Source organism: Micromonospora sp. NBC_01796 (assembly GCF_035917455.1).
In the GTDB taxonomy this organism is placed as follows: Bacteria; Actinomycetota; Actinomycetes; order Mycobacteriales; family Micromonosporaceae; genus Micromonospora_G.
In genome coordinates this window covers 7,685,822-7,708,992 of the sequence record NZ_CP109078.1, presented here as the reverse complement: position 1 = coordinate 7,708,992, position 23,171 = coordinate 7,685,822, and the positions used below count along the sequence as shown (strand labels likewise).

The 23,171-nt window shown below is 71.4% G+C and carries 24 protein-coding genes; 19 read left to right on the top strand and 5 right to left on the bottom strand.

Annotated features, from left to right (window positions below; all coding sequences use genetic code 11):
* Positions 1–127: 127 nt before the first annotated feature.
* A complete protein-coding gene (locus OIE47_RS34245; RefSeq protein WP_326558683.1) occupies positions 128–1,285 on the bottom strand; it encodes a cellulose binding domain-containing protein in 1,158 nt (385 codons plus the stop codon).
* Positions 1,286–1,491: 206 nt separating this feature from the next.
* On the opposite strand from OIE47_RS34245, the gene OIE47_RS34240 reads away from it, so the two are divergent.
* The 12 genes from OIE47_RS34240 to OIE47_RS34185 all read left to right on the top strand — a co-directional run bounded on the left by OIE47_RS34240 (position 1,492) and on the right by OIE47_RS34185 (position 12,553).
* Positions 1,492–1,872, top strand: a complete 381-nt coding sequence (locus OIE47_RS34240; RefSeq protein WP_326558682.1) for a carboxymuconolactone decarboxylase family protein — start codon at positions 1,492–1,494, stop codon at positions 1,870–1,872.
* 223 nt (positions 1,873–2,095) lie between these two features.
* Positions 2,096–2,935 carry a nitrilase-related carbon-nitrogen hydrolase gene (locus tag OIE47_RS34235; protein ID WP_326558681.1) on the top strand — a complete coding sequence of 280 codons (840 nt, stop codon included), beginning with the start codon at positions 2,096–2,098 and terminating at the stop codon, positions 2,933–2,935.
* Between the two features lie 75 nt (positions 2,936–3,010).
* The gene (hydA, locus tag OIE47_RS34230; RefSeq protein WP_326558680.1) at positions 3,011–4,414 is read left to right on the top strand and encodes a dihydropyrimidinase; all 1,404 of its coding nucleotides are present in this window, start codon (positions 3,011–3,013) and stop codon (positions 4,412–4,414) included.
* Positions 4,415–4,436: 22 nt separating this feature from the next.
* Positions 4,437–5,918, top strand: a complete 1,482-nt coding sequence (locus OIE47_RS34225; protein WP_326558679.1) for a CoA-acylating methylmalonate-semialdehyde dehydrogenase — start codon at positions 4,437–4,439, stop codon at positions 5,916–5,918.
* A 21-nt stretch (positions 5,919–5,939) separates the two neighbouring features.
* Positions 5,940–6,992 (top strand): TIGR03842 family LLM class F420-dependent oxidoreductase, encoded by a 1,053-nt coding sequence (locus tag OIE47_RS34220; RefSeq protein WP_326558678.1) that lies wholly within the window; start codon positions 5,940–5,942, stop codon positions 6,990–6,992.
* A gap of 53 nt (positions 6,993–7,045) precedes the next feature.
* Positions 7,046–7,897: an ABC transporter permease gene (locus OIE47_RS34215; protein WP_326558677.1), complete on the top strand. Its 852-nt coding sequence runs from the start codon at positions 7,046–7,048 to the stop codon at positions 7,895–7,897.
* Complete coding sequence (locus OIE47_RS34210) at positions 7,894–8,754, top strand: ABC transporter ATP-binding protein (protein ID WP_326558676.1); 861 nt, start codon at positions 7,894–7,896, stop codon at positions 8,752–8,754. The genes OIE47_RS34215 and OIE47_RS34210 overlap by 4 nt, the downstream gene beginning before the upstream one ends.
* Positions 8,751–9,536, top strand: a complete 786-nt coding sequence (locus OIE47_RS34205; RefSeq protein WP_326558675.1) for an ABC transporter permease — start codon at positions 8,751–8,753, stop codon at positions 9,534–9,536. The genes OIE47_RS34210 and OIE47_RS34205 overlap by 4 nt, the downstream gene beginning before the upstream one ends.
* A gap of 90 nt (positions 9,537–9,626) precedes the next feature.
* Positions 9,627–10,769, top strand: a complete 1,143-nt coding sequence (locus tag OIE47_RS34200) for an ABC transporter substrate-binding protein (RefSeq protein WP_326558674.1) — start codon at positions 9,627–9,629, stop codon at positions 10,767–10,769.
* Between the two features lie 162 nt (positions 10,770–10,931).
* Positions 10,932–11,384 carry a cysteine dioxygenase gene (locus OIE47_RS34195; RefSeq protein ID WP_326558673.1) on the top strand — a complete coding sequence of 151 codons (453 nt, stop codon included), beginning with the start codon at positions 10,932–10,934 and terminating at the stop codon, positions 11,382–11,384.
* Between the two features lie 5 nt (positions 11,385–11,389).
* Entirely contained in the window at positions 11,390–11,884 is a 495-nt protein-coding gene (locus tag OIE47_RS34190; protein WP_326563318.1) for a rhodanese-like domain-containing protein, read from the top strand.
* Positions 11,885–11,941: 57 nt separating this feature from the next.
* The gene (locus tag OIE47_RS34185) at positions 11,942–12,553 is read left to right on the top strand and encodes a winged helix-turn-helix domain-containing protein (protein WP_326558672.1); all 612 of its coding nucleotides are present in this window, start codon (positions 11,942–11,944) and stop codon (positions 12,551–12,553) included.
* A 26-nt stretch (positions 12,554–12,579) separates the two neighbouring features.
* On the opposite strand, the gene OIE47_RS34180 is transcribed toward OIE47_RS34185, so the two are convergent.
* Complete coding sequence (locus OIE47_RS34180) at positions 12,580–13,503, bottom strand: AEC family transporter (RefSeq protein ID WP_326558671.1); 924 nt, start codon at positions 13,501–13,503, stop codon at positions 12,580–12,582.
* Between the two features lie 193 nt (positions 13,504–13,696).
* On the opposite strand from OIE47_RS34180, the gene OIE47_RS34175 reads away from it, so the two are divergent.
* The 4 genes from OIE47_RS34175 to OIE47_RS34160 all read left to right on the top strand — a co-directional run bounded on the left by OIE47_RS34175 (position 13,697) and on the right by OIE47_RS34160 (position 16,129).
* Positions 13,697–14,338: a winged helix-turn-helix domain-containing protein gene (locus OIE47_RS34175; RefSeq protein ID WP_326558670.1), complete on the top strand. Its 642-nt coding sequence runs from the start codon at positions 13,697–13,699 to the stop codon at positions 14,336–14,338.
* A gap of 23 nt (positions 14,339–14,361) precedes the next feature.
* Entirely contained in the window at positions 14,362–15,000 is a 639-nt protein-coding gene (locus OIE47_RS34170) for a uridine kinase (protein WP_326558669.1), read from the top strand.
* A 176-nt stretch (positions 15,001–15,176) separates the two neighbouring features.
* On the top strand, positions 15,177–15,593 hold the full coding sequence (locus OIE47_RS34165) for a TraR/DksA family transcriptional regulator (protein WP_326558668.1): 417 nt from the start codon (positions 15,177–15,179) through the stop codon (positions 15,591–15,593).
* A gap of 104 nt (positions 15,594–15,697) precedes the next feature.
* Positions 15,698–16,129, top strand: coding sequence for a DUF2267 domain-containing protein (locus OIE47_RS34160; RefSeq protein WP_326558667.1), 432 nt, complete (start codon positions 15,698–15,700; stop codon positions 16,127–16,129).
* 18 nt (positions 16,130–16,147) lie between these two features.
* Here the strand turns inward: OIE47_RS34160 and OIE47_RS34155 are convergent, their stop codons facing one another.
* Positions 16,148–18,556: a glycoside hydrolase family 3 N-terminal domain-containing protein gene (locus OIE47_RS34155; RefSeq protein ID WP_326558666.1), complete on the bottom strand. Its 2,409-nt coding sequence runs from the start codon at positions 18,554–18,556 to the stop codon at positions 16,148–16,150.
* A 381-nt stretch (positions 18,557–18,937) separates the two neighbouring features.
* On the opposite strand from OIE47_RS34155, the gene OIE47_RS34150 reads away from it, so the two are divergent.
* Complete coding sequence (locus OIE47_RS34150; RefSeq protein ID WP_326558665.1) at positions 18,938–19,789, top strand: alpha/beta fold hydrolase; 852 nt, start codon at positions 18,938–18,940, stop codon at positions 19,787–19,789.
* Here the strand turns inward: OIE47_RS34150 and OIE47_RS34145 are convergent.
* Both OIE47_RS34145 and OIE47_RS34140 read right to left on the bottom strand, forming a co-directional pair.
* Entirely contained in the window at positions 19,761–20,681 is a 921-nt protein-coding gene (locus OIE47_RS34145; RefSeq protein ID WP_326558664.1) for a DUF1295 domain-containing protein, read from the bottom strand. The genes OIE47_RS34150 and OIE47_RS34145 overlap by 29 nt on opposite strands.
* 100 nt (positions 20,682–20,781) lie before the next feature.
* A complete protein-coding gene (locus OIE47_RS34140) occupies positions 20,782–21,150 on the bottom strand; it encodes an FKBP-type peptidyl-prolyl cis-trans isomerase (protein WP_326558663.1) in 369 nt (122 codons plus the stop codon).
* A 222-nt stretch (positions 21,151–21,372) separates the two neighbouring features.
* Between OIE47_RS34140 and OIE47_RS34135 the strand changes: the two genes are divergently transcribed.
* Both OIE47_RS34135 and OIE47_RS34130 read left to right on the top strand, forming a co-directional pair.
* Positions 21,373–21,954, top strand: coding sequence for a hypothetical protein (locus OIE47_RS34135; RefSeq protein ID WP_326558662.1), 582 nt, complete (start codon positions 21,373–21,375; stop codon positions 21,952–21,954).
* Positions 21,955–22,226: 272 nt separating this feature from the next.
* Entirely contained in the window at positions 22,227–23,162 is a 936-nt protein-coding gene (locus OIE47_RS34130; protein ID WP_326558661.1) for a sensor histidine kinase, read from the top strand.
* Positions 23,163–23,171: the final 9 nt, after the last annotated feature.

The following is a 23,171-nucleotide window of genomic DNA, read 5'->3' as shown; positions in this document are numbered from 1 at the left end:
AGGTTGGTCGGGTCGGAACCGTGCGGTCGACCGGTCAGCGACAACGGCCCGAACCATCAAGGTCCGGGCCGTCCGTGCTGTCGTGACCGTTCGTGTTTCGTACCCTCAACCGGCAACGGTCATGGGTTCAGGCGGTGCAGGTGACCGTCGGTACGGGGTTCGAGCCGTTCCAACTCGCGAGGAAACCGAACGTTGCCGTCGCTCCCGGCGCCAGGTTGCCGTTCCAGCCCACGTTGCGAGCCGACACGTTCGTCCCGGACTGGGTCAGCGTGGTGTTCCACGCCTGGCTGACCTGCTGACCGGAACCGAAGCTCCAGGAGGCGGCCCAACCGGCGAAGACCCCGGTGCTCCCGTTGCGTACGGTCACCTCGGCCTGGAAGCCGCCCTGCCACTGCCCGATCACCCGGTACGTCGCGGTGCAGCCGCCGATCGGGGGTGCGGTTGTTGTCGGCGGCGGGGTGGTCGGTGGCCCGGTTGTCGGGGTACGGGTCGGAGTCGGGCTCGCCGTGGGCGTACGGGTGGGTGTCGGGGTGGCGGTCGGGCTCGTCGTCGGGGTGACGCCGTTGAGCGCGGCGGTCAGCGCCGGGTACCAGCGGTCGGACATCTTCTGGTCGCCCGCGGCGTTCGGGTGCACCCCGTCGTAGGTGTCACTGCCGGTGCTGAAACCGGTCCACTGGTCCACCACCACGACCGGTGACGCGGTGGTGCTCTTCGCGGCGGCCCAGCCGGGGATGGCGTCGTTCAGGGCGACCACCCGCTGGCCGCACTCCGCGCAGGTGCTCGGCGCCATCGGGATGATCTTGGCAACCAGGACCCTCATCGCCGGGTTGCTGGCCCGCATCTGGTCGACCAGCTTGCCGTACGCGGTGAGGATGGTCGCCGGTGCGACGTTGCTCCAGACGTCGTTCGTGCCGAAGTGCATCAGCACGATGTCCGGTCGGGTGGCCGACAGCCAGGCGGGCAACTGGTTCTGGTTGGCCACGTTGGTCACCAGAGCCCCGCCGTGGCCCTCGTTCTCGCCGTCGTACGGCTGTCCGCAGCCCTGCGGGCCGAGCGTGCCGACGAAGTCGACGTTGGTGTAGCCGGTGCTCTGGAGCCTGTTCCAGAGCATGGACCGCCAGCAGCCGGGCGAGCCGGTGATCGAGTCGCCGAGCGGCATGATCCTGACCGGGGCGAGGGCGGTGACCGGCGCGGAGGCGGCCGGAAGGGTGGGCGTCGCGATCGCGAGCCCGATCAGTACGGCCAGCGTGGCCAGTACGGCCTGACCGAGGGGTTTGCGGAGCATGGTCGTCTCCCGTCACGGTGCTGGGTGATAGGTATGACGGCCCGGTGCTCCCACCGCATTGAAGCAGGTAACTTTCCTTTGCTCAAGTGTCGCCCCCGACGGCCGCCATTTGCGGGTAACCGCCCCATGTTCCGGGAAATCGGGTGATTATCGGCGTAGCGACGGCGGGGCCGCCGGGCCGGCGAGCAGGGCTGGAGGAGTGCGACGTGGACGAGCAGGCACAACAGCGCGCCCTCGACAACGCAGAACGCCTCCTCGGTACACCGTTGGTGATTCCCATGGGCCCAGGCGAGCCGGCCTCGGGCGCGGACTTCCGTGCCCTGGCCACCGCCCACACCTTCGGTGACTCCTGGACCAGGACCGCCCTCGACGACCGGAGCCGGGCGCTGGTCTCCGTCGCGATCGCCGCCACGCTGGGCACCCACGAACCCCTGCGCGGACAACTGCGGATCGCGCTGAACGTCGGCGTCACCAAGGACCAGATCGTCGACCTCTTCGTGCACCTGGAGGCGTACGCGGGTGCGGCCCGCGCCTTCGACACGTACCAGGTTGCCCTGGCGGTGTTCGCGGAGCGCGAGGGCGAGTGACGCTGCGGCTCATGGCCGTGACCACCGGTGCCATCGGCTCTCCCTCCGCCGCGGGTGCCGATCTTAACCTGCCGAGGTGAACGCGGGTATCCCCGCGACGATGATCAATTGCAGCGTGTCATTTCTCCGAACAAGCATGTAACAGATTGGCCATTGTCCACCCCGGCAAGTGTCACTAAGGTCCTACGCCATCCACCCGGAAACACCCGAGGGAGGAACGACCGTGGCCGACAGCATCCGCGCCGCCCTGGTGCAGACGAACTGGACCGGGGACAAAGAGTCAATGATCAAGGCCCACGAGGAGTACGCCCGCCAGGCGGCCGCCCAGGGAGCCCAGGTCATCTGTTTCCAGGAACTCTTCTACGGTCCGTACTTCTGCCAGGTGCAGGACCCGGGCTACTACGCGTACGCCGAGTCGATCCCGGGCCCGACCACGGAGCGGTTCCAGGCCCTCGCCGCCGAACTCGGCCTGGTGATGGTCCTGCCGATGTACGAGCAGGAGCAGCCGGGCGTGCTCTACAACACCGCGGCCGTGGTCGACGCCGACGGCAGTTACCTCGGCAAGTACCGCAAGACGCACATTCCGCAGGTGCACGGCTTCTGGGAGAAGTTCTACTTCCGTCCCGGAAACCTCGGCTTCCCGACCTTCGACACCGCGGTCGGCCGGATCGGCGTCTACATCTGCTACGACCGGCATTTCCCGGAGGGCTGGCGGGCACTCGGGTTGGCCGGCGCGACGATCGTGTTCAACCCGTCGGCGACGAGTCGGGGCCTTTCGTCGTACCTGTGGCAATTGGAGCAACCGGCCTCGGCGGTCGCGAACGAATATTTCATCGGTGCGATCAACCGGACCGGTATCGAGAACCTCGGCGACAACGACTTCTACGGCACCTCGTACTTCGTCGACCCCGAGGGCAAGTTCGTCGGCGCGGTCGGTGACGCGTACCAGCCGGAGCTGATCGTGCGCGATCTCGACCTCGGGCTGCTCGCCGAGGTACGTGACCGTTGGGCCTTCTACCGGGACCGGCGCCCCGACGCCTACCAGGGACTCGTACAGCCGTAGCCCTCCGGGGCCGTGCGCCTCCGGCAGGTCGGAGCCCGGCGTCGTGTCGATCGAAACGAACGGGAGGAGCGGGAGATGGCACTGCTGATCACCGGCGGAACCGTGATCGGCCCCACCGGGGCGCACCGCGCGGACGTCCTGGTCGAGGGCGAGACGATCGCCGCCCTGTTCGCGCCGGGACGGGCGCCGGACGGCGACCACGAGGTCATCGACGCCACCGGGCGGTACGTCATCCCCGGCGGCATCGACGCGCACACGCACATGGAACTGCCGTTCGGTGGCACGAACGCCTCCGACACGTTCGACACCGGGACCCGTGCGGCGGCGTACGGCGGCACCACCACGATCATCGACTTCGCGGTGCAGCGGACCGGTGAGGTGGTCCAGGACGGGTTGGCCGCCTGGCACGCGAAGGCGGCCGGCAACTGTCACGTCGACTACGCCTTCCACATGATCCTCGGCGGGGTCGACGACGACTCGCTCAAGGCGATGGACCAGCTCGTCGCGGACGAGGGGATCACCAGCTTCAAGCTGTTCATGGCGTACCCGGGGGTGTTCTACTCCGACGACGGCCAGATCCTGCGGGCGATGCAGCGGGCCCGGGAGAACGGCTCGATGGTCATGATGCACGCCGAGAACGGGATCGCGATCGACGTCCTCGTGCAGCAGTCCCTGGCCCGGGGCGACACCGATCCGATCCACCACGGACTGACCCGGCCGGCGGTGCTGGAGGCGGAGGCGACCCACCGGGCGATCCGGTTGGCCGAGGTGGCCCGCGACTGCCCGCTCTACATCGTGCACCTGTCCGCCAGCGAGGCACTCGAACAGGTCGCGGCGGCCCGCGACGCCGGACGCAACGTCTTCGCCGAAACCTGCCCGCAGTACCTCTACCTGACCCTGGAGGAGCAGCTCGGCGCGCCGGGCTTCGAGGGGGCCAAGTGGGTCTGCTCCACCCCGCTGCGCAGCGGACACGAGTCGCACCGCCGCGACCTGTGGCGCGGACTGCGTGCCAACGACCTGGCCATCGTCTCCACCGACCACTGCCCGTTCTGCTTCAAGGACCAGAAGGAACTCGGCCTCGGCGACTTCTCGAAGATCCCGAACGGGATCGGCGGCGTCGAGCACCGGGTCGACCTGGTCTACCAGGGTGTGGTCGACGGCAAGCTGTCGCTGGAGCGCTGGGTCGAGACGATCTCCACCACGCCGGCCCGGATGTTCGGCCTCTACCCGCGCAAGGGCATCATCGCCCCCGGCTCGGACGCCGACATCGTCCTCTACGACCCGGCCGGGCAGACCACGATCAGCGTGGAGACCCACCACATGAACATGGACCACTCCGCGTACGAGGGTTACCGGATCGCCGGTCGGGTCGACACGGTCATCTCCCGGGGCACGGTGCTGGTCTCCGACGGGACGTACCACGGGCGGGCCGGTCACGGCCGGTACCTGCCCCGTGGCCTGTCGTCGTACCTCGGTTAGCGAGCAAGGGAACGTGAGGAACATGCGCGAGATTCCACACTGGATCAACGGGGTCGAGGTCGCCGGCACCGGCGACCGCCGGCTGCCGGTCTTCGACCCGGCCACCGGGGAGCAGCAGGCCGTCGTGGTCGCGGCCACGGACGAGGAGGTACGCTCCGCGGTCCTCGCCGCCCGTGCCGCCCAGCCCGGTTGGCGGGCCGCGTCGCTGTCCCGCCGCGCCGAGGTGATGTTCCGGTTCCGGGATCTGGTCGACGCGCACAGCAAGGAGATCGCCACCCTGCTCTCCGCCGAGCACGGCAAGACGGTCGCCGACGCCGCCGGTGAACTCGCCCGGGGGCTGGAGAACGTCGAGTTCGCGACCGGGGCGCCGCACCTGCTCAAGGGCGACTACAGCGAGCAGGCGGCGACCGGGGTGGACGTCTACTCGATCCGCCAACCGCTCGGGGTGGTCGCCGGTGTCACCCCGTTCAACTTCCCGGCCATGGTCCCGATGTGGATGTTCTGCACCGCCCTCGTCGCCGGCAACACGTTCGTCCTCAAGCCGAGCGAGAAGGACCCGAGCGTCTCGCTGCTCCTGGCCGACCTGCTGCGCCGGGCCGGGCTGCCGGACGGGGCGTTCAACGTGGTGCAGGGGGACCGCTCGGCGGTGGCCGCGCTGCTCGCCGACCCGGACGTGGCCGCGCTGTCGTTCGTCGGTTCGACCCCGGTGGCCCGTGCCGTCTACGAGGCCGGGACGAGGGCCGGTAAGCGGGTCCAGGCGCTCGGCGGGGCGAAGAACCACATGGTGGTGCTGCCCGACGCCGACCTCGGCTCGGCGGCCGACGCGGCGATCTCGGCCGGCTTCGGGTCGGCGGGGGAGCGGTGCATGGCGGTATCCGTGGTGGTTGCCGTCGGGGCGGTCGCGGATCCCCTGGTCGCGGCGATCGCGGAGCGGATCGGGCGGATCCGGGTCGGCCCGGCGACCGACCCGGACGCCGAGATGGGGCCGCTGATCAGCGGCGAGCACCGGGACAGGGTGCGGTCCTACCTGGACCGGCCCGGTGGCGAACTGGTGGTCGACGGGCGGACGTTGCCCGCCGCCGACGGGCCCGGCTTCTTCCTCGGCGCCTCGCTGGTCGACCACGTCACCACCGACTCCGACCTCTACCTCGACGAGATCTTCGGCCCGGTGCTGTCGGTGGTCCGGGTCGACACCTACGAGCAGGCCGTCGACCTGGTCAACGCCAACGAGTACGGCAACGGCACGGCGATCTTCACCCGCGACGGCGGTGCGGCCCGCCGCTTCCAGTACGACGTGGTCTGCGGCATGGTCGGGGTGAACGTGCCGATCCCGGTGCCGGTGGCCTACTACAGCTTCGGCGGCTGGAAGGCCTCCCTCTTCGGCGACCTGCACATGTACGGGCCGGAGGGGCTCAGGTTCTACACCCGTACCAAGGTGGTCACCTCGCGTTGGCCGGATCCGGCGACGAGCGAGGTCGACCTCGGTTTCCCCAAGGTCCGCTAGCCCGACCACGAGGAGCAGACGATGGACATCGGAGTCGTGTTCCAGTGCGACCCACCCGCCCGGGAGCTCGTGTCGCTGGCCCAGAGGGCGGAGGCGGCCGGATTCAGCCATGTCTGGACCTTCGACTCACACCTGCTCTGGCAGGAACCGTTTGTCATCTACTCGCAGATCCTGGCCCGGACCGAGCGGGTGGTGGTCGGCCCGATGGTGACCAACCCCGGCACCCGGGACTGGACCGTCATCGCGTCGCACTTCGCCACCCTCAACGAGATGTACGGCAACCGCACCGTCTGCGGCATCGGTCGGGGCGACTCGGCCCTGCGGACGCTGGGGTACCCGCCGACCAGCATCAACGAGCTGCGCGACTGCGTCACCGTGATCCGGGAACTGGCCAACGGCCGATCGGCGAACTACCGGGGGCAGGAGCTGCGGTTCCCCTGGGCGGCCGGTGGTGAGCTGGAGGTCTGGGTGGCCGCGTACGGGCCACGGGCGCTGGCCCTGGCCGGCGAGGTCGGTGACGGTTACATCCTGCAACTCGCCGACCCGGACATCGCCGCCTGGATGATCGGCGCGGTGCGGGCGGCGGCGGAACGGGCCGGTCGGGATCCGGCGGCGATCCGGTTCTGCGTCGCCGCCCCGGCCTACGTCGGCGACGACCTGGCCCACCAGCGCGACCAGTGCCGGTGGTTCGGGGGCATGGTCGGCAACCACGTGGCGGACATCGTCGGCCGGTACGGCGCGACCGGGGCGGTACCGCAGGCACTCACCGACTACATCGCCGGCCGGCAGGGTTACGACTACGCCGAGCACGGCCGGGCCGGCAACCGGCACGCGGACTTCGTACCGGACGGGATCGTCGACCGGTTCTGCCTGCTCGGCCCGGTCTCGGCGCACCTGGAGAAGCTCGAACGACTGCGCGCCCTCGGGGTCGACCAGTTCGCGGTCTACCTCCAGCACGACGCCAAGGAGGAGACCCTGGCCGCGTACGGCGAGCAGATCATCCCGGTACTGCGCGACGGGACCCGACGGCACAGCCCGGTGCAGCGGGCCGGCTCGGCCGCGAACGCCGTATGACCGGCGGCTCACCCGAAAGTGGGTCGGGCGCCCCGCCACCGGGTCGGCGCGGTGTGCGTACGGCGCTCGGGGTGCTCGGGGCGGTGGTGCTCGGAGGGCTGCTCTGGGAGGGCTACAAGGCGGTCGGCGACCCGGACGGCACGGTGCTGTTCGGCGTACGGGTGCTGCCCCGCGCCGACGACGCCGCCATGCCGCACCTGACCGAGATCCTGGGCCGGTTCGGTGATCCGGAACGGGTCGGCGGGGATCCGATCTGGCTGGTGGTGACAGACGCCGGCCTGGTCACCCTCCGCAGTGTCGCGGTCGGGTTCCTCGCCGGGGCGCTGGTCGGGTTGCTGCTCGCGGTGCTGATGCAGCGCCTGCGCTGGGTCCGGCGCGGGCTGCTGCCGTACGTGGTGCTGTCGCAGACCGTCCCGCTGATCGCGCTCGCCCCGGTGATCGCCGGATGGGGCGGGCGGCTGTCGATCGGGTCGTACCCGTGGCAGCCGTGGATGTCGGTCGCGACCATCGCGGCGTACCTGGCGTTCTTCCCGATCGCCGTCGGGCTGCTGCGCGGGCTGACCTCGCCGGCACCGATAGCCGAGGAACTGATGCGCAGCTACGCCGCCGGCTGGTGGCGGACGCTGGTGAAACTGCGGTTGCCGGCGGCGACGCCGTACCTCTATCCGGCGTTGCGGCTGGCCGGCGCGGCGGCGGTGGTCGGTGCCGTGGTCGGGGAGATCTCCACCGGCACCCGGGGCGGCATCGGCCGGCTGGTCATCGAATACTCGCGCGAGGCGACCACCGACCCGGCCAAGGTCTACACCGCGCTGCTCGGCGCGGTGCTGCTCGGCCTCCTGGTGGCGGGGGCGGTCGGGCTCGCGGAACTCCTGCTCACCCCCGGACGAAGGGCGTCGATGCGGTGACCACCACGGAACACGGACCGGCGGTCGAGATCACCGGCGTGACCAAGGTCTTCAACCCCGGCCGCCCGGACCGGGTGACCGCGCTGACCGGCGTCGATCTCACCGTGCGGCGGGGCGAGTTCGTCAGCCTGATCGGGCCCTCGGGCTGCGGGAAGTCGACCCTGTTGCGCCTGGTCGCCGACCTGATCCCGGTCACCGAGGGGACCGTACGGGTGGCCGGGAAGCCGGCCCGGACCGCCCGCCTTGACCGGGAGTACGGCATCGCCTTCCAGCAGGCCGGCCTCTTCGAGTGGCGTACGGTGCAGCGCAACGTCGAGCTGCCGCTGGAGCTGCGCGGCACCGGCCGGCGGGAGCGGCGGGTACGAGCCCGCGAGATGCTGGACCTGGTCGGGCTGGCCGACTTCGCCGGGCACTATCCGCCGCAACTGTCCGGAGGCATGCAGCAGCGGGTGGCGATCGCCCGCGCCCTGGCGGTGCACCCGCCGCTGCTGCTGATGGACGAACCCTTCGGCGCCCTGGACGAGATGACCCGGGAGCGGCTCCAGGACGAGCTGTTGCGGGTCTGCGCCCGTACCGGCACCAGCACCATCTTCGTGACGCACTCGATCCCGGAGGCGGTGTACCTCTCCGACCGGGTGGTGGTGATGTCGGCCCGTCCCGGACGGATCACCGCCGAGATCGGCATCGACCTGGCGGAGCGAAACGAGACCACCCGGCAGACCGCGGAGTTCTTCGCCGGCATCACCCGGGTCCGGCAGGCCCTGCGCCACGGGCCACCGGCCGACCCGCCGGGTGGACCGGACCCGGCCGACCAACCGGGGGAACCGGAGCCGGCGGATCCGGCGGTGTCGCGGTGACCGTCGGCCGTGGGACGCGCCGGCTCCTGCGCGGTGTCGGTCCGCCCCTGCTGGTCGGGGTGGGCGGGCTGGTGGCGTGGGAGCTGACCGTCACCCTGGGGCGGGTGGCGCCGTTCCTGCTGCCGGCCCCGTCCGCGATCGGCACCGAACTGGTCGACAACCGGGCGGTGATCTGGCAGGTCGGACTGGCCAGCGGCACCAACGCGCTGGTCGGGCTGGTCGCCGGGGCGGTGCTGGCGATCCTCGCCGCGATGCTGGCCAGCCGGTTCGACTTCCTCGGCGAGGTGGCGGTGCCGGTCGCGGCGGCCCTCAACGCCCTGCCGATCATCGCGCTCGCGCCGATCCTCAACAACATGTTCGAGTCCACCAGCAGCATCCCGCGCCGCAGCGTGGTGGCGATCGTGGTGTTCTTCCCGGTCTTCCTCAACACCCTGCGCGGGCTGCGCGAGGTCGACCCGGTGCACCGCGAGCTGATGACCAGCTACGCCGCTCCCGGCTGGACCTTCACCCGATTGGTACGCCTGCCCGGCGCGCTGCCGTTCGTCTTCACCGGTCTGCGTCAGGCGTCCTCCCTGGCGGTGATCGCGGCGGTGGTCGCGGAGTACTTCGGGGGTCGGCAGGACGGCCTCGGATCGCGGATCACCTCGGCGGCCTCGTACACCGCGTACCCGCGCGCGTGGGCGTTCGTGGTCGGCGCGTGCGTACTCGGTCTTGTCTTCTATCTGGCCGCCCTCGGCCTGGAACGCCTGACGATGCCCTGGCGGGCGCGGCGGTCCGGCTGACGACGGCCGTGCTGGGCCCTCGCCCGCCCGGCGCCGCCCGACGTCGGGGCCGACCGGTCCCGATGCGCAGAGTCAACCGCTGGAGGACAGATGGGTAGTCTCAGCAGACGGCGCCTTGTCGCCGGGCTCGTGAGTTGTGCGGTGCTGGCCGGCTGCGGCACCGCGGACGGCACCGGTTCCGGGTCCACCGCGCCGGGCGGGAGGACCTCGGTCAAGCTGCAGTTGCAGTGGTTCGTGCAGGCCCAGTTCGCCGGGTACATCGCCGCCGTCGACAGGGGCTTCTACCAGGAGCAGGGCCTCGAGGTGGAGATCGTCGAGGGCGGTGTCGACATCGTCCCGCAGACGGTGCTGGCGCAGGGGCAGGCCGACTTCGCGGTGGCCTGGGTGCCGAAGGCGCTCGCCTCGCGGGAGCAGGGCGCCGGGATCACCGACATCGGTCAGATCTTCGCCCGGTCCGGGACGTACCAGGTGAGCTTCGCCGACCGGGGGATCCGTACGCCGGCCGACCTCAAGGGCCGCAAGGTCGGCAACTGGGGGTTCGGCAACGAGTTCGAGCTGTTCGCCGGGATGACCAAGGCGGGACTCGATCCGGGTAAGGACGTGACCCTGGTGCAGCAGCAGTTCGACATGCAGGCGCTGTTGCGCGGTGACATCGACGCGGCCCAGGCGATGAGTTACAACGAGTACGCCCAGTTGCTGGAGGCCAAGGACCCGAAGACCGGTCAGCTCTACCGGCCGGAGGCGTTCACGGTGCTGGACTGGAACACGATCGGCACCGCGATGCTGCAGGACGCGGTCTGGGCCAACAGCGAGCGGTTGGCCAAGGACGGGGCGTACCAGGAGACGGCGGTGAAGTTCCTCACCGGCACGATCAAGGGGTGGGCGTACTGCAGGGACAACCCGCAGGTGTGCCGGGACCTGGTGGTCGCCCGGGGCGCCAAGCTCGGTGCCAGCCACCAGCTCTGGCAGACCAACGAGGTCAACAAGCTGATCTGGCCGGCACCGAAGGGGGTCGGGCTGATCGACGAGACGGCTTGGAAGGCAACCGTCGACCTGGCCCTGACCACCCGCAACCAGGACGGGCAGACGGTGTTGACCAAGCAGCCGGATCCGGCGGCGTACACCAACGAGTACGTCCAGCGGGCGCTGGACGCGCTCAGGGGTTCGGGGGTCGACGTCACCGGTGCGGGCTTCCAACCGGCCACGGTCACCCTCAACGAGGGCGGCGCCTGAGTTTCGTCCCGGTCCCGTCGAGGAGGCCCGTCCCGTCCTGTCCGGCGGGGCGGGCCTCGTCGTTTCCCAACAAGTGAGACGAAGTCAATTACCTACCAAGCCTATAGGTTTTATTGGCTAGGGTGGGGGCACTGGACCGATCGCCTTCGACGAGGAATGACGATGACCATCAACTCCACCGACCCGCTCGCCATCGCCCGGCAGTACGCCTCGAACCCGGCCGCCTGGCCGGTCACAGCCCAGTTCGACCCGGTCGAACGCTGGTACGCCCGGCTGGCCGGCACCGACGAGTACGAGGTCTGGCTGCTTACCTGGCTGCCCGGCCAGACGACCGACCTGCACGACCACGGCGGTTCGTCGGGTGGCTTCCTCGTGTCCGCCGGTGCGCTCACCGAGGAGATCGTGGTCGGTGGCGAACTCCGGCCGACCGTGCTGGCGGCCGACAGCGGACGGCAGTTCGGTCCACGGCACGTGCACCGGGTCAGCAACCGGGGCACCGAGCCCGCGGTGAGCGTGCACGTCTACCTCCCGGCGCTGCGCCGGATGACCCGTTACGAACTCGACGGCGGCAAGCTGCGGGTGGCCGAGGTGGCTGAGGCAGGGGTGGCCTGGTGAAACTGATCAACTCATCGCACCGGCAGGCAGGCTGTCCGGACACGACGGCACCGGCCGGCTCGCGCGGCATCGACGACATCCTTGAGGCCGCCCGGCTGCGGCTGCACCGACTCGAACCGGAGGCGGGGCACCTGGCGTACCGGGGCGGAGCGCTGCTGGTCGACATCCGACCGGCCGCCCAGCGGGCCGCGACCGGCTCGATCCCCGGCGCGCTGGTGATCGAGCGCAACGTGCTGGAGTGGCGGCTCGACCCGCGCAGCTCGGCCCGGTTGCCGGTCGCGGACCGGTACGACCTGCCGGTGGTCATCTTCTGCCAGGAGGGTTACACCTCCTCGCTGGCCGCCGCCGCCCTCCAGGACCTCGGCCTGTACCTGGCCACCGACATCGCGGGCGGGTTCGCCGCCTGGCGGCTGGCCGGTCTGCCGGCGTTCGGCCCCACCGACGTCTACGCCCACCTGACCACCGCGCCCCCGGCGATCGCCGGCCGGGCGTACACCTGATCCCGCGCGCCACCGCGCCGCGGGACGGCACGGCACACCAGCGCTAGGAGGCCCCTCATGTCGGTCATCGCGATCAGCCCGCGCACGTACCCACCGTCGAGCGGATCGGTACGGTCGACCCTCGGCCGCCGACGGATCGAACCAGGTAACGCCCCCACCACCCTCACCGTCACCCTCGACATCACGTTGAGCGGTGGCGACACCCTGACCCCGCAGGCGTCCCGCCTGCTGGAGCTGGTCCAGCAGTTGGTCGAACAGGGTGACCGGGCGGCGATCGCCGGCGCTCCCGGTGCCATCGGACTGGTCGTCGAGCCGGCACCGGCGCGAGTCTGGGGTGAGGAGGCCGACGCGGCCGTCCAGGACGCCGTTCCACTTCGGATCCTCGCCGGCTCCCGGAAGGTGCTGCGCGGCGGTGCGCCGATCCCGCTGACCCGACTGGAGTACGACCTGCTCGTCTTCCTGGCCGAGCACCCGCGCCGGGTCTTCACCCGCCTGCAGTTGCTCAACAGCGTCTGGGGCTACGAACACGCGGTCGCCCGTACGGTCGACGTGCACGTACGCCGGCTGCGGGCCAAGGTGGGCGAGACGGTGCCCCTGGTGACGACGGTGTACGGGGTCGGCTACCGGCTGGCCGACGAGGCCCGGATCAGCCTGGACCGCGACGCGTAGCCCGCGCACCGACGCGGGGGTCCGGCTCAGCCCAGCCAGGCCGAAATCGCCACCAGCATGACGGCGGCGGCGAGGGTGGAGAGCACGACGGTGTCCCGGGCCAGCGACTCGGCTCGCTGGTACCGGGTGGCGTAGACGAAGACGTTCTGCGCGGTCGGCAGGGCCGAGGTGACCACCGCGGCCAGCAGGGCCGGCCCGGTCAGGCCGAGGGCGAACCGTCCGATCAGGTAGGCCAGCGCCGGCTGCACCAGGACCTTGAGGCCGACCGCGGTGTACCGCTCGCCCGCCTCCGGGCCGCCGTGCAGCGGACGGCTGCCGCGCAGCGACATCCCCAGGGCGAGCAGCGCCAACGGTACGGCGGCCGACCCGACCAGCTCGAACGGGCGCATCACCGGTTCGGGCAACGGCAGTCCCGTGACCGTGACGGCCAGCCCGGCGGCACACCCCAGCATGATCGGGTTGCGGGCCGGAAGGAGGGCGAGACGGCGTACCGAGGGCCGGTGTCCGGTGGCCGTGGCGTCCAGCACGCCGAGCGCCAGCGGTGAGGCCAGCAGCACCTGGAACAGGAGCACCGGCGCCACGAAGGACGGATCACCGAGCACGTACGCCGCCACCGGCAGGCCGAGATTCGCCGCGTTGACGTACGAGGCGCTGAGCGCGCCCACGGTCGCCTCGCCGGCCGGCCGGTGCCACACCCACCGGGCGAGCGCCAGGTAGACGGCGGCGACCAGCACCGTACTGAGCACGAAGGCGGCCAGGGCCGGGGTGAACACCTCGGCCAGCGAGGAACGGGCCAGCGTGGTGAACAGCAGTGCCGGGGCGGCGACGAAGAAGGCGAGTCGGGCCAGCACCGTCGTCCCGTCCGGGCCGAGCAGACCGATGCGGCCGATCAGGTAACCGGCGAGCGTGACCGTCCAGATGGCCGTGAAACCGGCCAGTACTCCCCGCACTCGATCATCGTGGACCGCCCCGCCGGATTTCCCAAGATCTGGTACGCAGAGCGAGCGTTCAGTTCCGATGCGTGCGTCAATTGTCACATTCATGCAACGTAGTGGCCCCTTGACCCTAACCGTGGTGCCCGGAAACATCGAGCGTGCGGCACCACGGGCCGCGGGGAGTTCCCCCCATCAGCCAAGGAGGACCATGTCGGTCAGCCCCGCGTCGTCGCGTGCCGGATGGCATACGTCCCAGCCAGCGGGACCCGGTCGCCCGCCGGGTGCCCAACGCCGTCCCAGCAGCGCCGGGGCGCCCGCGCTGACCGTGACCCTCTCCATTCCCCTGAGCGGGGAGGAGGCGCTGACCCCGTCGGCGCAACGACTGCTGGACGCCGCCCGTGAGCTGATCGAGCACGGCCAGGCCACGGTCATCCCCGGACCGACGTACGCGGACCGGCGTACCGCCGAACCGGCCGCGTTGCGCCCACCGCCCCGGCCGGTGCCGGAGTCGAGCCAGACCGGACCGTCCATCACCGACCCGAACGTGCCCGAGGTACGCATTCTCGCCGCCTCCCGCTCCGTGCTGGTCGACGGCCAGCCCCTGCCGCTGACCCGGTTGGAGTTCGACCTCCTGCTGCACCTGGTGGAACACCCCCGTCGGGTCTTCACCCGGCTGCAACTGCTCGCCGCCGTGTGGGGGTACGAGCACACCGGCGTCCGTACGGTCGACGTGCACGTCCGCCGGCTGCGCGGCAAGGTCGGCGCCGACGTACCGCTGGTGACCACCGTGTACGGCGTCGGCTACCGACTCGCCGACGAGGCGCGGGTCACCGTCGACCAGATCGGCTGACCCGTTCGGGCAGTATGGACCGGGTGAAGATCCGCCCGATCAGCCCGGAGTCGCTGGTCCAGGAGCTGGCCGACCGGCTCGCCGGGGAACGCCCCGGGCAGCCGTTGCGGGTGGCGGTCGACGGTCCGGCCGCCGCCGGGCCCGACCGGCTCGCCGACGCCCTGGTCGACCCCCTGCGCCTGCGTGGCCGCCCGGCGCTGCCGATCAGGGCCGAGGACTTCCTCCGGCCCGCGTCGCTGCGCTACGAGTTCGGTCGGGACAACCCGGACGCGTTCTACACCGACTGGCTCGACGAGGCGGGGCTGCGGCGGGAGGTGCTCGACCCGGCCGGACCCTCGGGCAGCGGTCGGATCCTGCCGTCGCTGTGGAACGCGCGGACCGACCGGGCCAGCCGGGCCGGCTACCTCGACCTGCCGACCGGGGCGGTGCTCCTGGTCAGCGGCGCGTTCCTGCTCGGCGGCGGGCTTCCCTTCGACGTCACCATCCACCTTGTCCTGTCGCCCGCGGCGCTGGCCCGGCGCACCGACCCGGCGGACGCCTGGACCCTGCCCGCCTTCGCCCGCTACCGCGAGGAGGTCGTTCCGGCGACGTTCGCCGACGTGGTCGTACGGATGGACGACCCGCGCCACCCCGCCCTGGTGGAACCGGGCGACGGGGACTGAACTTCGCCCCCGGCCCGGCCGGGCGCGCAGCGGTCGGGGACACGATCGCGGGGCGCAAATTTTCCCTGTTTGACGGCGGGCCGGTACGGGTATGCGCCCGGTCACGGTGGACCGCGCCGGACCAACCGGGTCCTGGCAGCGAGTCCACCGCCGTCACGGAAAGGCAGGGCAAACGCATGCTCGTCAACGATGCGGTCGTCGTCAACGATGCGGTCGGCACGGCCCGCTCCCAGGCGGACACAGACCTGATCCGGCTCGCACTGGAGGCTCGTTTCGACGAGCTGACCGGCGAGTACGACGACGCCGTGCTACAGAGCCAGGTGCTGCGGCTGGTGGAGGTCGGCGACACCGCCGGCGACGACCAGGCCGACAGCGGCACCAAGACCGCCGAGCGGGACACCGCGCAGTCGCTGCTGCGGACCATCCTCGACCGCCGGGCCCAGTTCGAACACGCGCTGGCCCGGTTGGAGGAGGGAACGTACGGCTGGTGCGAGGGCTGCTCCGCGGCGATCCCGGTGGAGCGGTTGGAGATCTTCCCGTCCGCCACCACCTGCGTCTCCTGCAAGCAGTCGCGGGAACGCCGGGCCGCCTGAGCGAATCCGTTCACCCGGCCGGGGTGAACCCCGCTCACCCGCCCCGGCGCGACCCTGGGGAGATCACCGGTGGGAGAGCCGGTGCACTCACCGGACGGGGGAACATGGTGGCGAGCAATCCGTACTCGACCTTCGAGGCGTCGATCGAGAAGACGAACCTCATCCTCAAGGACATCGAGCAGGCATACGGGTGGCCGAAGCAACGGCGCAACCAGTCGTACGCGGCGCTGCGCACGGTGCTGCAACTGCTCCGCGACCGGCTCCCGGTGCAGGAGAGCGTCCAGTTCGCGGCCCAGTTGCCGGTGCTGGTGCGCGGCGTCTACTACGAGGGCTGGGAGCCGAGCGACGTACCGGTCAAGCTGAACCGCGAGGACTTCCTCTACGAGGTCCGGCAGGGCTTCCCGTACGAGGTCGACGGGGGCGCCGAGGGAGTGGTGCAGACCGTCCTCGACGCCCTGCGGCGGCACATCAGCCCGGGGGAGTGGGGCGACGTCAGGTCGACGATGCCCGAGGACCTGGCGACGATCATCCCCTGACCGCGTACCGGGCGGCTCCTACCGCACCGTCACCTCCGCGACCATCCGCCGCCGGTGGTCCACCCGGCGCTCGACCCCGGTCAGGCGCAGCGGCACCACGAACCGATGTTCGGCGCTCGACGCCGACAGTCGCAACTCCAGGTCACCGGGTTCGACCACCCGGTGGCCGTCGCGGCCGGTGAACGAGGTGAGGTCGGCGTGCACCCGGAAGGTCACCCGCCGGGACTGGCCGGCGGCGAGCGGGACCCGGGCGTACCCGGTAAGCCGGACCACCGGGCGGGTCACCTGGGCCACCGGGTCGTGCAGGTAGAGCTGCACCACCTCGGCACCGTCCCGCTCCCCGGTGTTCTGCACGGCCACCGAGACCGTGACCGTGCCGCCGGTGGGCACGTCGGTGCGCTGTCCTTCGGTCGGTGCGACACCGTCGACGAGGACGTCCCGCCAGTCGAACCGGGTGTAGGACAGGCCGTGCCCGAACGGGTGGCGGGCGGTCGGGTCGATGTTGCTGACCTCGGTGCGGTGACCCAGCGCCGGGGCCAGGTATCCGGCCGGCTGCCCGCCCGGATCACGGGGCACGCTGACCGGAAGCCGACCGGACGGGTTGACCCGCCCGCCGAGCACGCCGGCGATCGCGGGACCACCCTCCTCGCCGGGGAAGAACGCCTGCACCACGGCGGCGAGTCGGTCCGCCCACCCGCCGAGGGCGTACGGACGCCCGGCGAGCAGCACCAGCACCACCGGGGTCCCGGTGTCGAGCAGCCCGGTCAGCAGCTCCTGCTGAACTCCGGGCAGGTGCAGGTCGGCGGCGTCGGAGCCCTCGCCGGAGGTTCCGGCGCCGAACAGTCCGGCCCGGTCGCCGAGGACCGCGACGCACACGTCGGCCTCGGTGGCGGCGGCCACCGCCTCGGCGATCCCGGCCCGGTCCGTACCGTCGACGGTGCAGCCGGCGGCGTGGCTCAACCGGGCCGAGGGCAGTTCGGCGCGCAGCGACGCCAGCAGGGTGGGGATGTCCACCCCGGCCGGTACGCCCGGATGCTGACCGCCGACGTGGCTCGGGAAGGTGTAGCAGCCGAGCATCCCGGTGACGCCGTCGGCCAGCGGCCCCACCAGCGCGATCCGGGAGTCGGGGGCCAGCGGGAGGACTCCGTCGTTGGCGAGCAGGACCACCGACTCCTCGGCGAGTTCCCGGGCGAGCGCCCGGTTGGCCGGCGGGTCCAGGTCGACGGTCCCCTCCAGCTCGGCCGGTTCGTCGCCGCGACCGGCCAGGGCCGGCGGACTGGGTTGCCACTCCGGGTCGAGCAGCCCGAGCGTGCACTTCTGCCGCAGGACCCGGGCAACGGCCCGGTTGACCAGGGCCTCCGGCACGGTTCCGGCGCGGACCGCGGCGACGAGGGCCGGGCCGAAGCAGCGGACGGCGGGCAGTTCGACGTCGACCCCGGCGGTGAGCGCCAGCCGGGCCGCGTCCACGGCCGAGTCGGCGACGTGATGCAGCAGTTGCAGGAAGGCGACGCCGAAGTAGTCCGCGACGACGGTCCCGGTGAAGCCCCACCGGACCCGCAGCAGGTCGGTGAGGAGCCGTTCGTCGGCCGCCGCCGGTACGCCGTCGACCTCGGCGTACGAGTGCATGACCGATCCGGCCCCGCCGTCGCGTACCGCCATCTCGAACGGCGGGAGGAGCACGTCGGCGAGTTCGCGTGGACCGACCGCGACCGGGGCGAAGTTGCGGCCGGCCCGGGAGGCGGAGTAGCCGGCGAAGTGCTTCAGGGTGGCGATGACCCCGGCCGACTGCAACCCCCGCACGTACGCGGTGCCGATCGTCGCGACCAGGTACGGATCCTCGCCGATGGTCTCCTCGGTCCGGCCCCAGCGCGGATCGCGGGTCACGTCGAGCACCGGCGCCAGCCCCTGGTGTACGCCCACCTGCCGCAGCGCCGCCCCGATCTGCCCGGCCATCCGCTCGACGAGCTCGGGGTCGAAGGTGGCGCCCCACGCCAGCGGGGTGGGATAGACGGTGGCGCCCCAGGTCATGAAGCCCGACAGGCACTCCTCGTGCGCGATCGCCGGGATTCCGAACCGGTTCGCGGCGACGATCTCGGCCTGCATCCGGGCGAGCGCCCGCGCACCGAGCGCCGGGTCGATCGGGGCGGTGCCGAACGGCCGGGTGAGCTGCCCCAACCCGACCCGGATGAGTTCCCGCCAGTCCGGTATCTCGTCCACCATGTCGTGCTGGTGCGGGGCCATGTCCTCGTCGGACACGTCCGCGCCGACCCAGACGCCGTACAGCTGGGCGATCTTCTCCTCCAGTGACAACCGGCCGAGAAGGTCGTCGACCCGTACGTCGACCGGTCGGGACGGGTCCTGCCACGCTGCCAGTGGCGCCGCCGTCAGGGTGCGGTGGCCGTTGCTGGCCCGGGGATCGCTGCTCATGGCAGCCTCCTGTCGCTTGTACCGGCACTCCGAAGTCCCACCGGCGACGTCGTCGTGCCGGGGGCTGATGCCGTTGCTTCCGATATGTTTCCGGAAACTTGGCCTCCCGTCGAGGGTCTCGATGCTCTGCTCCCGGCCCACCCTCTCGGCGGGGACAGGGCCGGCGTGATGAAGCAGCGGTCCAGAGTGCGTGCCGCGACGGCCTGAACTATCGGACCGGGGCCGAAAATTTGCGGTACCGCTCGGCAGGGGTGGACCCAACCCGGCGACTCGGCCACCACCCACCCCGGACCGTGTTAATTTCAGGCTGCCGCGCCCCTCTCACGTGGCAACGGATCGGCCGACCCCCGTCACGCACGCGTCCATGCGAGAGGAGTCGAGATGCCGTACATCAGTGTCGGGGTGGAGAATTCCGCGTCCATCGACATCTACTACGAGGACCACGGCGCAGGTCAGCCGGTGTTGCTCATTCCCGGGTACCCGTTCGGCGGCACCGCGTGGGAGAAGCAGGTGCAGGCGTTGGTCGATGCCGGATACCGGGCCATCACCTACGACCGTCGGGGCTTCGGCAAGTCCAGTCAGCCCACCATGGGCTACGACTACGACACCTTCGCCGCCGATCTGGACCAGATCATGAACACCCTCGACCTGCGCAACGTCACCCTGGTCGGGCACTCGATGGGCACCGGCGAGGTGACCCGCTACCTCGGCGCGTACGGGTCCGCGCGGGTGAACCGGGCGGTGGTGGTCTCGCCGATCCCGCCGTTCCTGCTCAAGACGGCCGACAACCCCGAGGGGGTCGACCAGAGCCTGTTCGACGGCTTCATGGACCAGATCCGCAAGGACCGGTACGTCTGGTACACCCAGTTCCTGCAGAACTTCTTCAACCTCGACGTCAACGCCGGCAAGCTGGTCAGCGACGACGCGGTCCGGGCGAACTGGAGCATGGCCATCAGCTCGTCTCCGACGGCGACCCTGGCCGCCGTACCGGCCTGGTTGACCGACTTCCGGGACGACCTGCCCCGCATCGACGTGCCGCTGCTGATCATCCAGGGCGACGCCGACCGGGTGCTTCCGTTCCCGTCCACCGGCAAGCGGTTGGTGGGCATGGTCAACGGCAGCAAGCTGGTGGTACTCAAGGACGCGCCGCACGGGATCCCCTGGACCCACGCCGAGGACGTCACCCGGGAACTGCTCAACTTCATCAAGGAGCGGGTGCCGGTCGGCGCGTGAGCCGGGGCAGCAGGGCGGGCACCTTCCGCATGTGTTCCCGATAACCGGGCCGGCGGTCCAGCGACCGCCGGTCCATCATCGGAATGCTCACCCCGGTGAACAGCGCCACCATCACCAGCGGCCCGACCACGGTCCACCAGCGCGGCGCGGCGGCCAGCCCGAACAACCACAGGCCCCACCAGAAGGCGATCTCGCCCAGGTAGTTCGGGTGCCGGACGTACCGCCACACGCCCCGGTCGGCGATCCGGCCCCGGTTCGCCGGCTCGCCGGTGAACCGGTGCAACTGGCGGTCGGCGAGCGCCTCCAGGGCGATCGCGGCGGCGGTGAGCCCGGCCGCGACCGCGTCGAGCCAGCCCAGCGGCCGGTCGCCGGTGATCGCCGGCCAAACGGCGACCAGGCCGGCGAAGACGACCAGGGTCGGCATGAGTTGCACGCCGGTGAGGTTGACCAGCCACCAGGGCGGCCGACCCGCGGTCTGCCCGCGTATCTGCACGTAACGCCAGTCCTCGTGGCTCAGGCCCGTCCAGCCGGCGGCCCAGTTGCCGGTGAGGCGTACCGCCCAGACGGTGACCAGGCCGAGCACCAGTGCCTGCCGTACGCCGACTCCGTGCCCGGCGGCGATCACCCAGCCGAGGACGATCAGCGGCGGCGCCACGCTCCAGTACGGGTCGTAGAGGCTGGCGTTGCGTGCCACCACCGAGGCGGCGAAGACCACCACGGTGCCGACCAGATCGGCCCAGAGGGCCACCGTCAGCGGGTGGTGGTGCGGGGCGAGCAGCCACCAGGTCAGCGCGCCCGCGCCGCCGGCCACCAGATAGACCCCGGCCACCAGACCGAGGGAGACCGCGCGCGAGGTCCGCGCGAAGACACCGCCGATCACGTACGACGACACCGCCGCACCCTAACCCGAGGACGCGCCCGCCGTCACCGCCCGCCGACGGGCCGGCGAGGCCCCGGGTACGGGCATCGCCGGCACCGCCGACGGTCGAGGATTACTTGACGTCGACCAGGTCGACGACGAACACCAGCGTCTCGCCCGGCTTGATCAGGCCGCCGGCGCCCTGGTTGCCGTACCCGAGGTGCGGTGGGATGACGAGCTTGCGCCGGCCGCCGACCTTCATACCGGCCACGCCCTGGTCCCAACCCGCGATGACCCGCCCGGCACCGACCTGGAAGCCGAACGGCTCGCCCCGGCCCCACGAGGAGTCGAACTCGCCGCCGGTGGAGTGGGAGACGCCGACGTAGTGCACGGAGGCCCACTGGCCGCGCCCGACCTCCGGACCCTCGCCGACGGTGATGTCCTCGATGACCAGGTCCGCCGGGGGCGCACCCTCGATCGGTCCGATGTTCGGCTTTTCCATGTCCAGTCCTTCCGGGGACGAAATGCGTGATCGGGAACGGAACTAACGAATCATCCTTGCTCATCGAGATCCGCCGACGTGTCTCGGCCGGGGCCCACCGGCGATCCGGCGTGCCGCGTACCCGAATCGGACCGGGCCCGGCGCGGACCCGGAGGGCCGGATCCGGCGGTCGCGCCGGTAAGTCGCCGCGTCGGCGCGACGAAGGTCGGTAACGTGCGGGGCATGCAGGGGGAGACCATGGTCGGATTCGGCCACAAACAGTCGTGGTTGGCGGTCCGGGACGCCGACGTCGAGGCTCTCACCGGGGCCCTGGCACTGCGCGACCTCGGTACGGTCTCCTGGCGGGACGGCATCGACCTGGCCTACCTGACCGACGACCGCCTGGTGGTGACGCCGCCGCTGCCCGGTGCCCGCGACGCCCACTGGCTGCTCGCCACCGGCCGTTGGCTGCTCCGGCCGAACACCGTCGTGGACGTGGTGGAACTCTCCGCCACGCTCGGCACCGAGGTGCAGCTCTTCGCCACCTACCGGGTCTCCGAGCTGCACCGGTGGGCCCGAGCGGTCGACGGCGTCGCGGTACGCGCGTTCGGCTTCCTCGGCGAGATCGGTGAGGTCACCGAGTGGCGGGGCGACCCCGACGACGTGGAGCAGGCGATGGGGCTGCCGCCCGCGCTGGACGGACAGCCCGACATCCTGGTCTCGGAGCACGACGTGATGCGCCTCGCGGGTGCGTGGAGCGTGGATCCGAGCACGCTCGACGCCCGACCGGCGCCGGGGCCGCTGCACGCGTACGCCACTCCCTGAGCCCGGCTCCGGCCGACCGATGCCGCTCCGGCCGAGCCGGGCTCCGGCGGTCCGGGACTGTTGACTACACACAGTGATCGGGCTCGGCGAAACCGGTGGTCCGCCCTGGCCGAGTGGCCGGGGTTTCTGCCCGCCACCGGGAATGCACCGATGCAATGGACGGCTATGGTGATGGGCGGCGAGGTCCGTTCGGCACCCCGATGACTCCGGTCGAGCCGTCCGGGCCGCCGCGCGGTGATCGGAAACAGGCGGGCAGGGGAGGCGGTCGGGCCATGCGCGAGTCCACCGGTCCCGGCGCGTTTGTGCACCCGGCCCTGTTCTACGCGAACCGGTACGAATACCTGGCCGGCACCGTGCCGTTCATCCAGGCCGGACTGGCTGCCGACGAACCGGTGATGGTCGCCGTGCCCGAGGAGAACCTCGACCACATCCGCACCGCCCTCGGCGCCGACGCGGCCGACGTCCAGCTCCACGACATGGGCGTGGCCGGGCGCAACCCCGGCCGGATCCTCCCCGGTGTCCTGCTCGCCTTCGCCGACGCCCACCCCGACCGGGCCGTACGCATCATCGGAGAACCCGTCTGGGCCGGGCGGACCGCCGACGAATACCCCGCCTGCGCCCAGCACGAAGCCCTGATCAACGCCGCCTTCACCGGCCGGCGGGCGACCATCCTGTGCCCGTACGACACCGGTCGGCTGGACCGGAACTGGCTCGACGACGCGTACCGCACCCATCCGACCGTGCGGACCGCCACCGCGGCCTGGGACAGCCCGCACTACGCCGATCCGCTCGTGGTGGCCGACGGCTTCAACCTGCCACTGCCGCCCCCGCCCGCGTACGCCGAGACCGTCGTGATCGAGTTCCACACGCTCTGGGCGCTGCGCCGGCTGGTGACCGCGCAGGCACTGGCCGCCGGGCTGGCACCGGACCGGGTCACCGACCTGACCCTGGCGGTCAACGAACTCGCCGCCAACACGGTCGAGCACGGCGGCGCCACCGGCACCCTGGCGGTCTGGACCGACGGGAGCCAGTTGATCTGCCAGCTCACCGACACCGGGCACATCACCGAGCCGCTCGCCGGTCGGATCCCGGCCGCGCCGGACCAGGACGGCGGGCGCGGCCTGGTGCTGGTCAACGAGCTGTGCGACCTGGTACGCGTACACACTCGGCCCGGGGCGACCAGCATCCGCGTGCACATGCATCGCTGACCGACCGCA

Bases quoted from the DNA above. Each gene is read 5' to 3' on its own strand.
- OIE47_RS34200 (WP_326558674.1), top strand. From the start codon at position 9,627: ATGGGTAGTCTCAGCAGACGGCGCCTTGTCGCCGGGCTCGTGAGTTGT.
- OIE47_RS34195 (WP_326558673.1), top strand. From the start codon at position 10,932: ATGACCATCAACTCCACCGACCCGCTCGCCATCGCCCGGCAGTACGCC.
- OIE47_RS34135 (WP_326558662.1), top strand. From the start codon at position 21,373: ATGCAGGGGGAGACCATGGTCGGATTCGGCCACAAACAGTCGTGGTTG.
- OIE47_RS34165 (WP_326558668.1), top strand. From the start codon at position 15,177: ATGCTCGTCAACGATGCGGTCGTCGTCAACGATGCGGTCGGCACGGCC.
- OIE47_RS34245 (WP_326558683.1), bottom strand. From the start codon at position 1,285: ATGCTCCGCAAACCCCTCGGTCAGGCCGTACTGGCCACGCTGGCCGTA.
- OIE47_RS34160 (WP_326558667.1), top strand. From the start codon at position 15,698: ATGGTGGCGAGCAATCCGTACTCGACCTTCGAGGCGTCGATCGAGAAG.
- OIE47_RS34130 (WP_326558661.1), top strand. From the start codon at position 22,227: ATGCGCGAGTCCACCGGTCCCGGCGCGTTTGTGCACCCGGCCCTGTTC.
- hydA (WP_326558680.1), top strand. From the start codon at position 3,011: ATGGCACTGCTGATCACCGGCGGAACCGTGATCGGCCCCACCGGGGCG.
- OIE47_RS34150 (WP_326558665.1), top strand. From the start codon at position 18,938: ATGCCGTACATCAGTGTCGGGGTGGAGAATTCCGCGTCCATCGACATC.
- OIE47_RS34220 (WP_326558678.1), top strand. From the start codon at position 5,940: ATGGACATCGGAGTCGTGTTCCAGTGCGACCCACCCGCCCGGGAGCTC.
- OIE47_RS34185 (WP_326558672.1), top strand. From the start codon at position 11,942: ATGTCGGTCATCGCGATCAGCCCGCGCACGTACCCACCGTCGAGCGGA.
- OIE47_RS34155 (WP_326558666.1), bottom strand. From the start codon at position 18,556: ATGAGCAGCGATCCCCGGGCCAGCAACGGCCACCGCACCCTGACGGCG.
- OIE47_RS34175 (WP_326558670.1), top strand. From the start codon at position 13,697: ATGTCGGTCAGCCCCGCGTCGTCGCGTGCCGGATGGCATACGTCCCAG.
- OIE47_RS34140 (WP_326558663.1), bottom strand. From the start codon at position 21,150: ATGGAAAAGCCGAACATCGGACCGATCGAGGGTGCGCCCCCGGCGGAC.
- OIE47_RS34225 (WP_326558679.1), top strand. From the start codon at position 4,437: ATGCGCGAGATTCCACACTGGATCAACGGGGTCGAGGTCGCCGGCACC.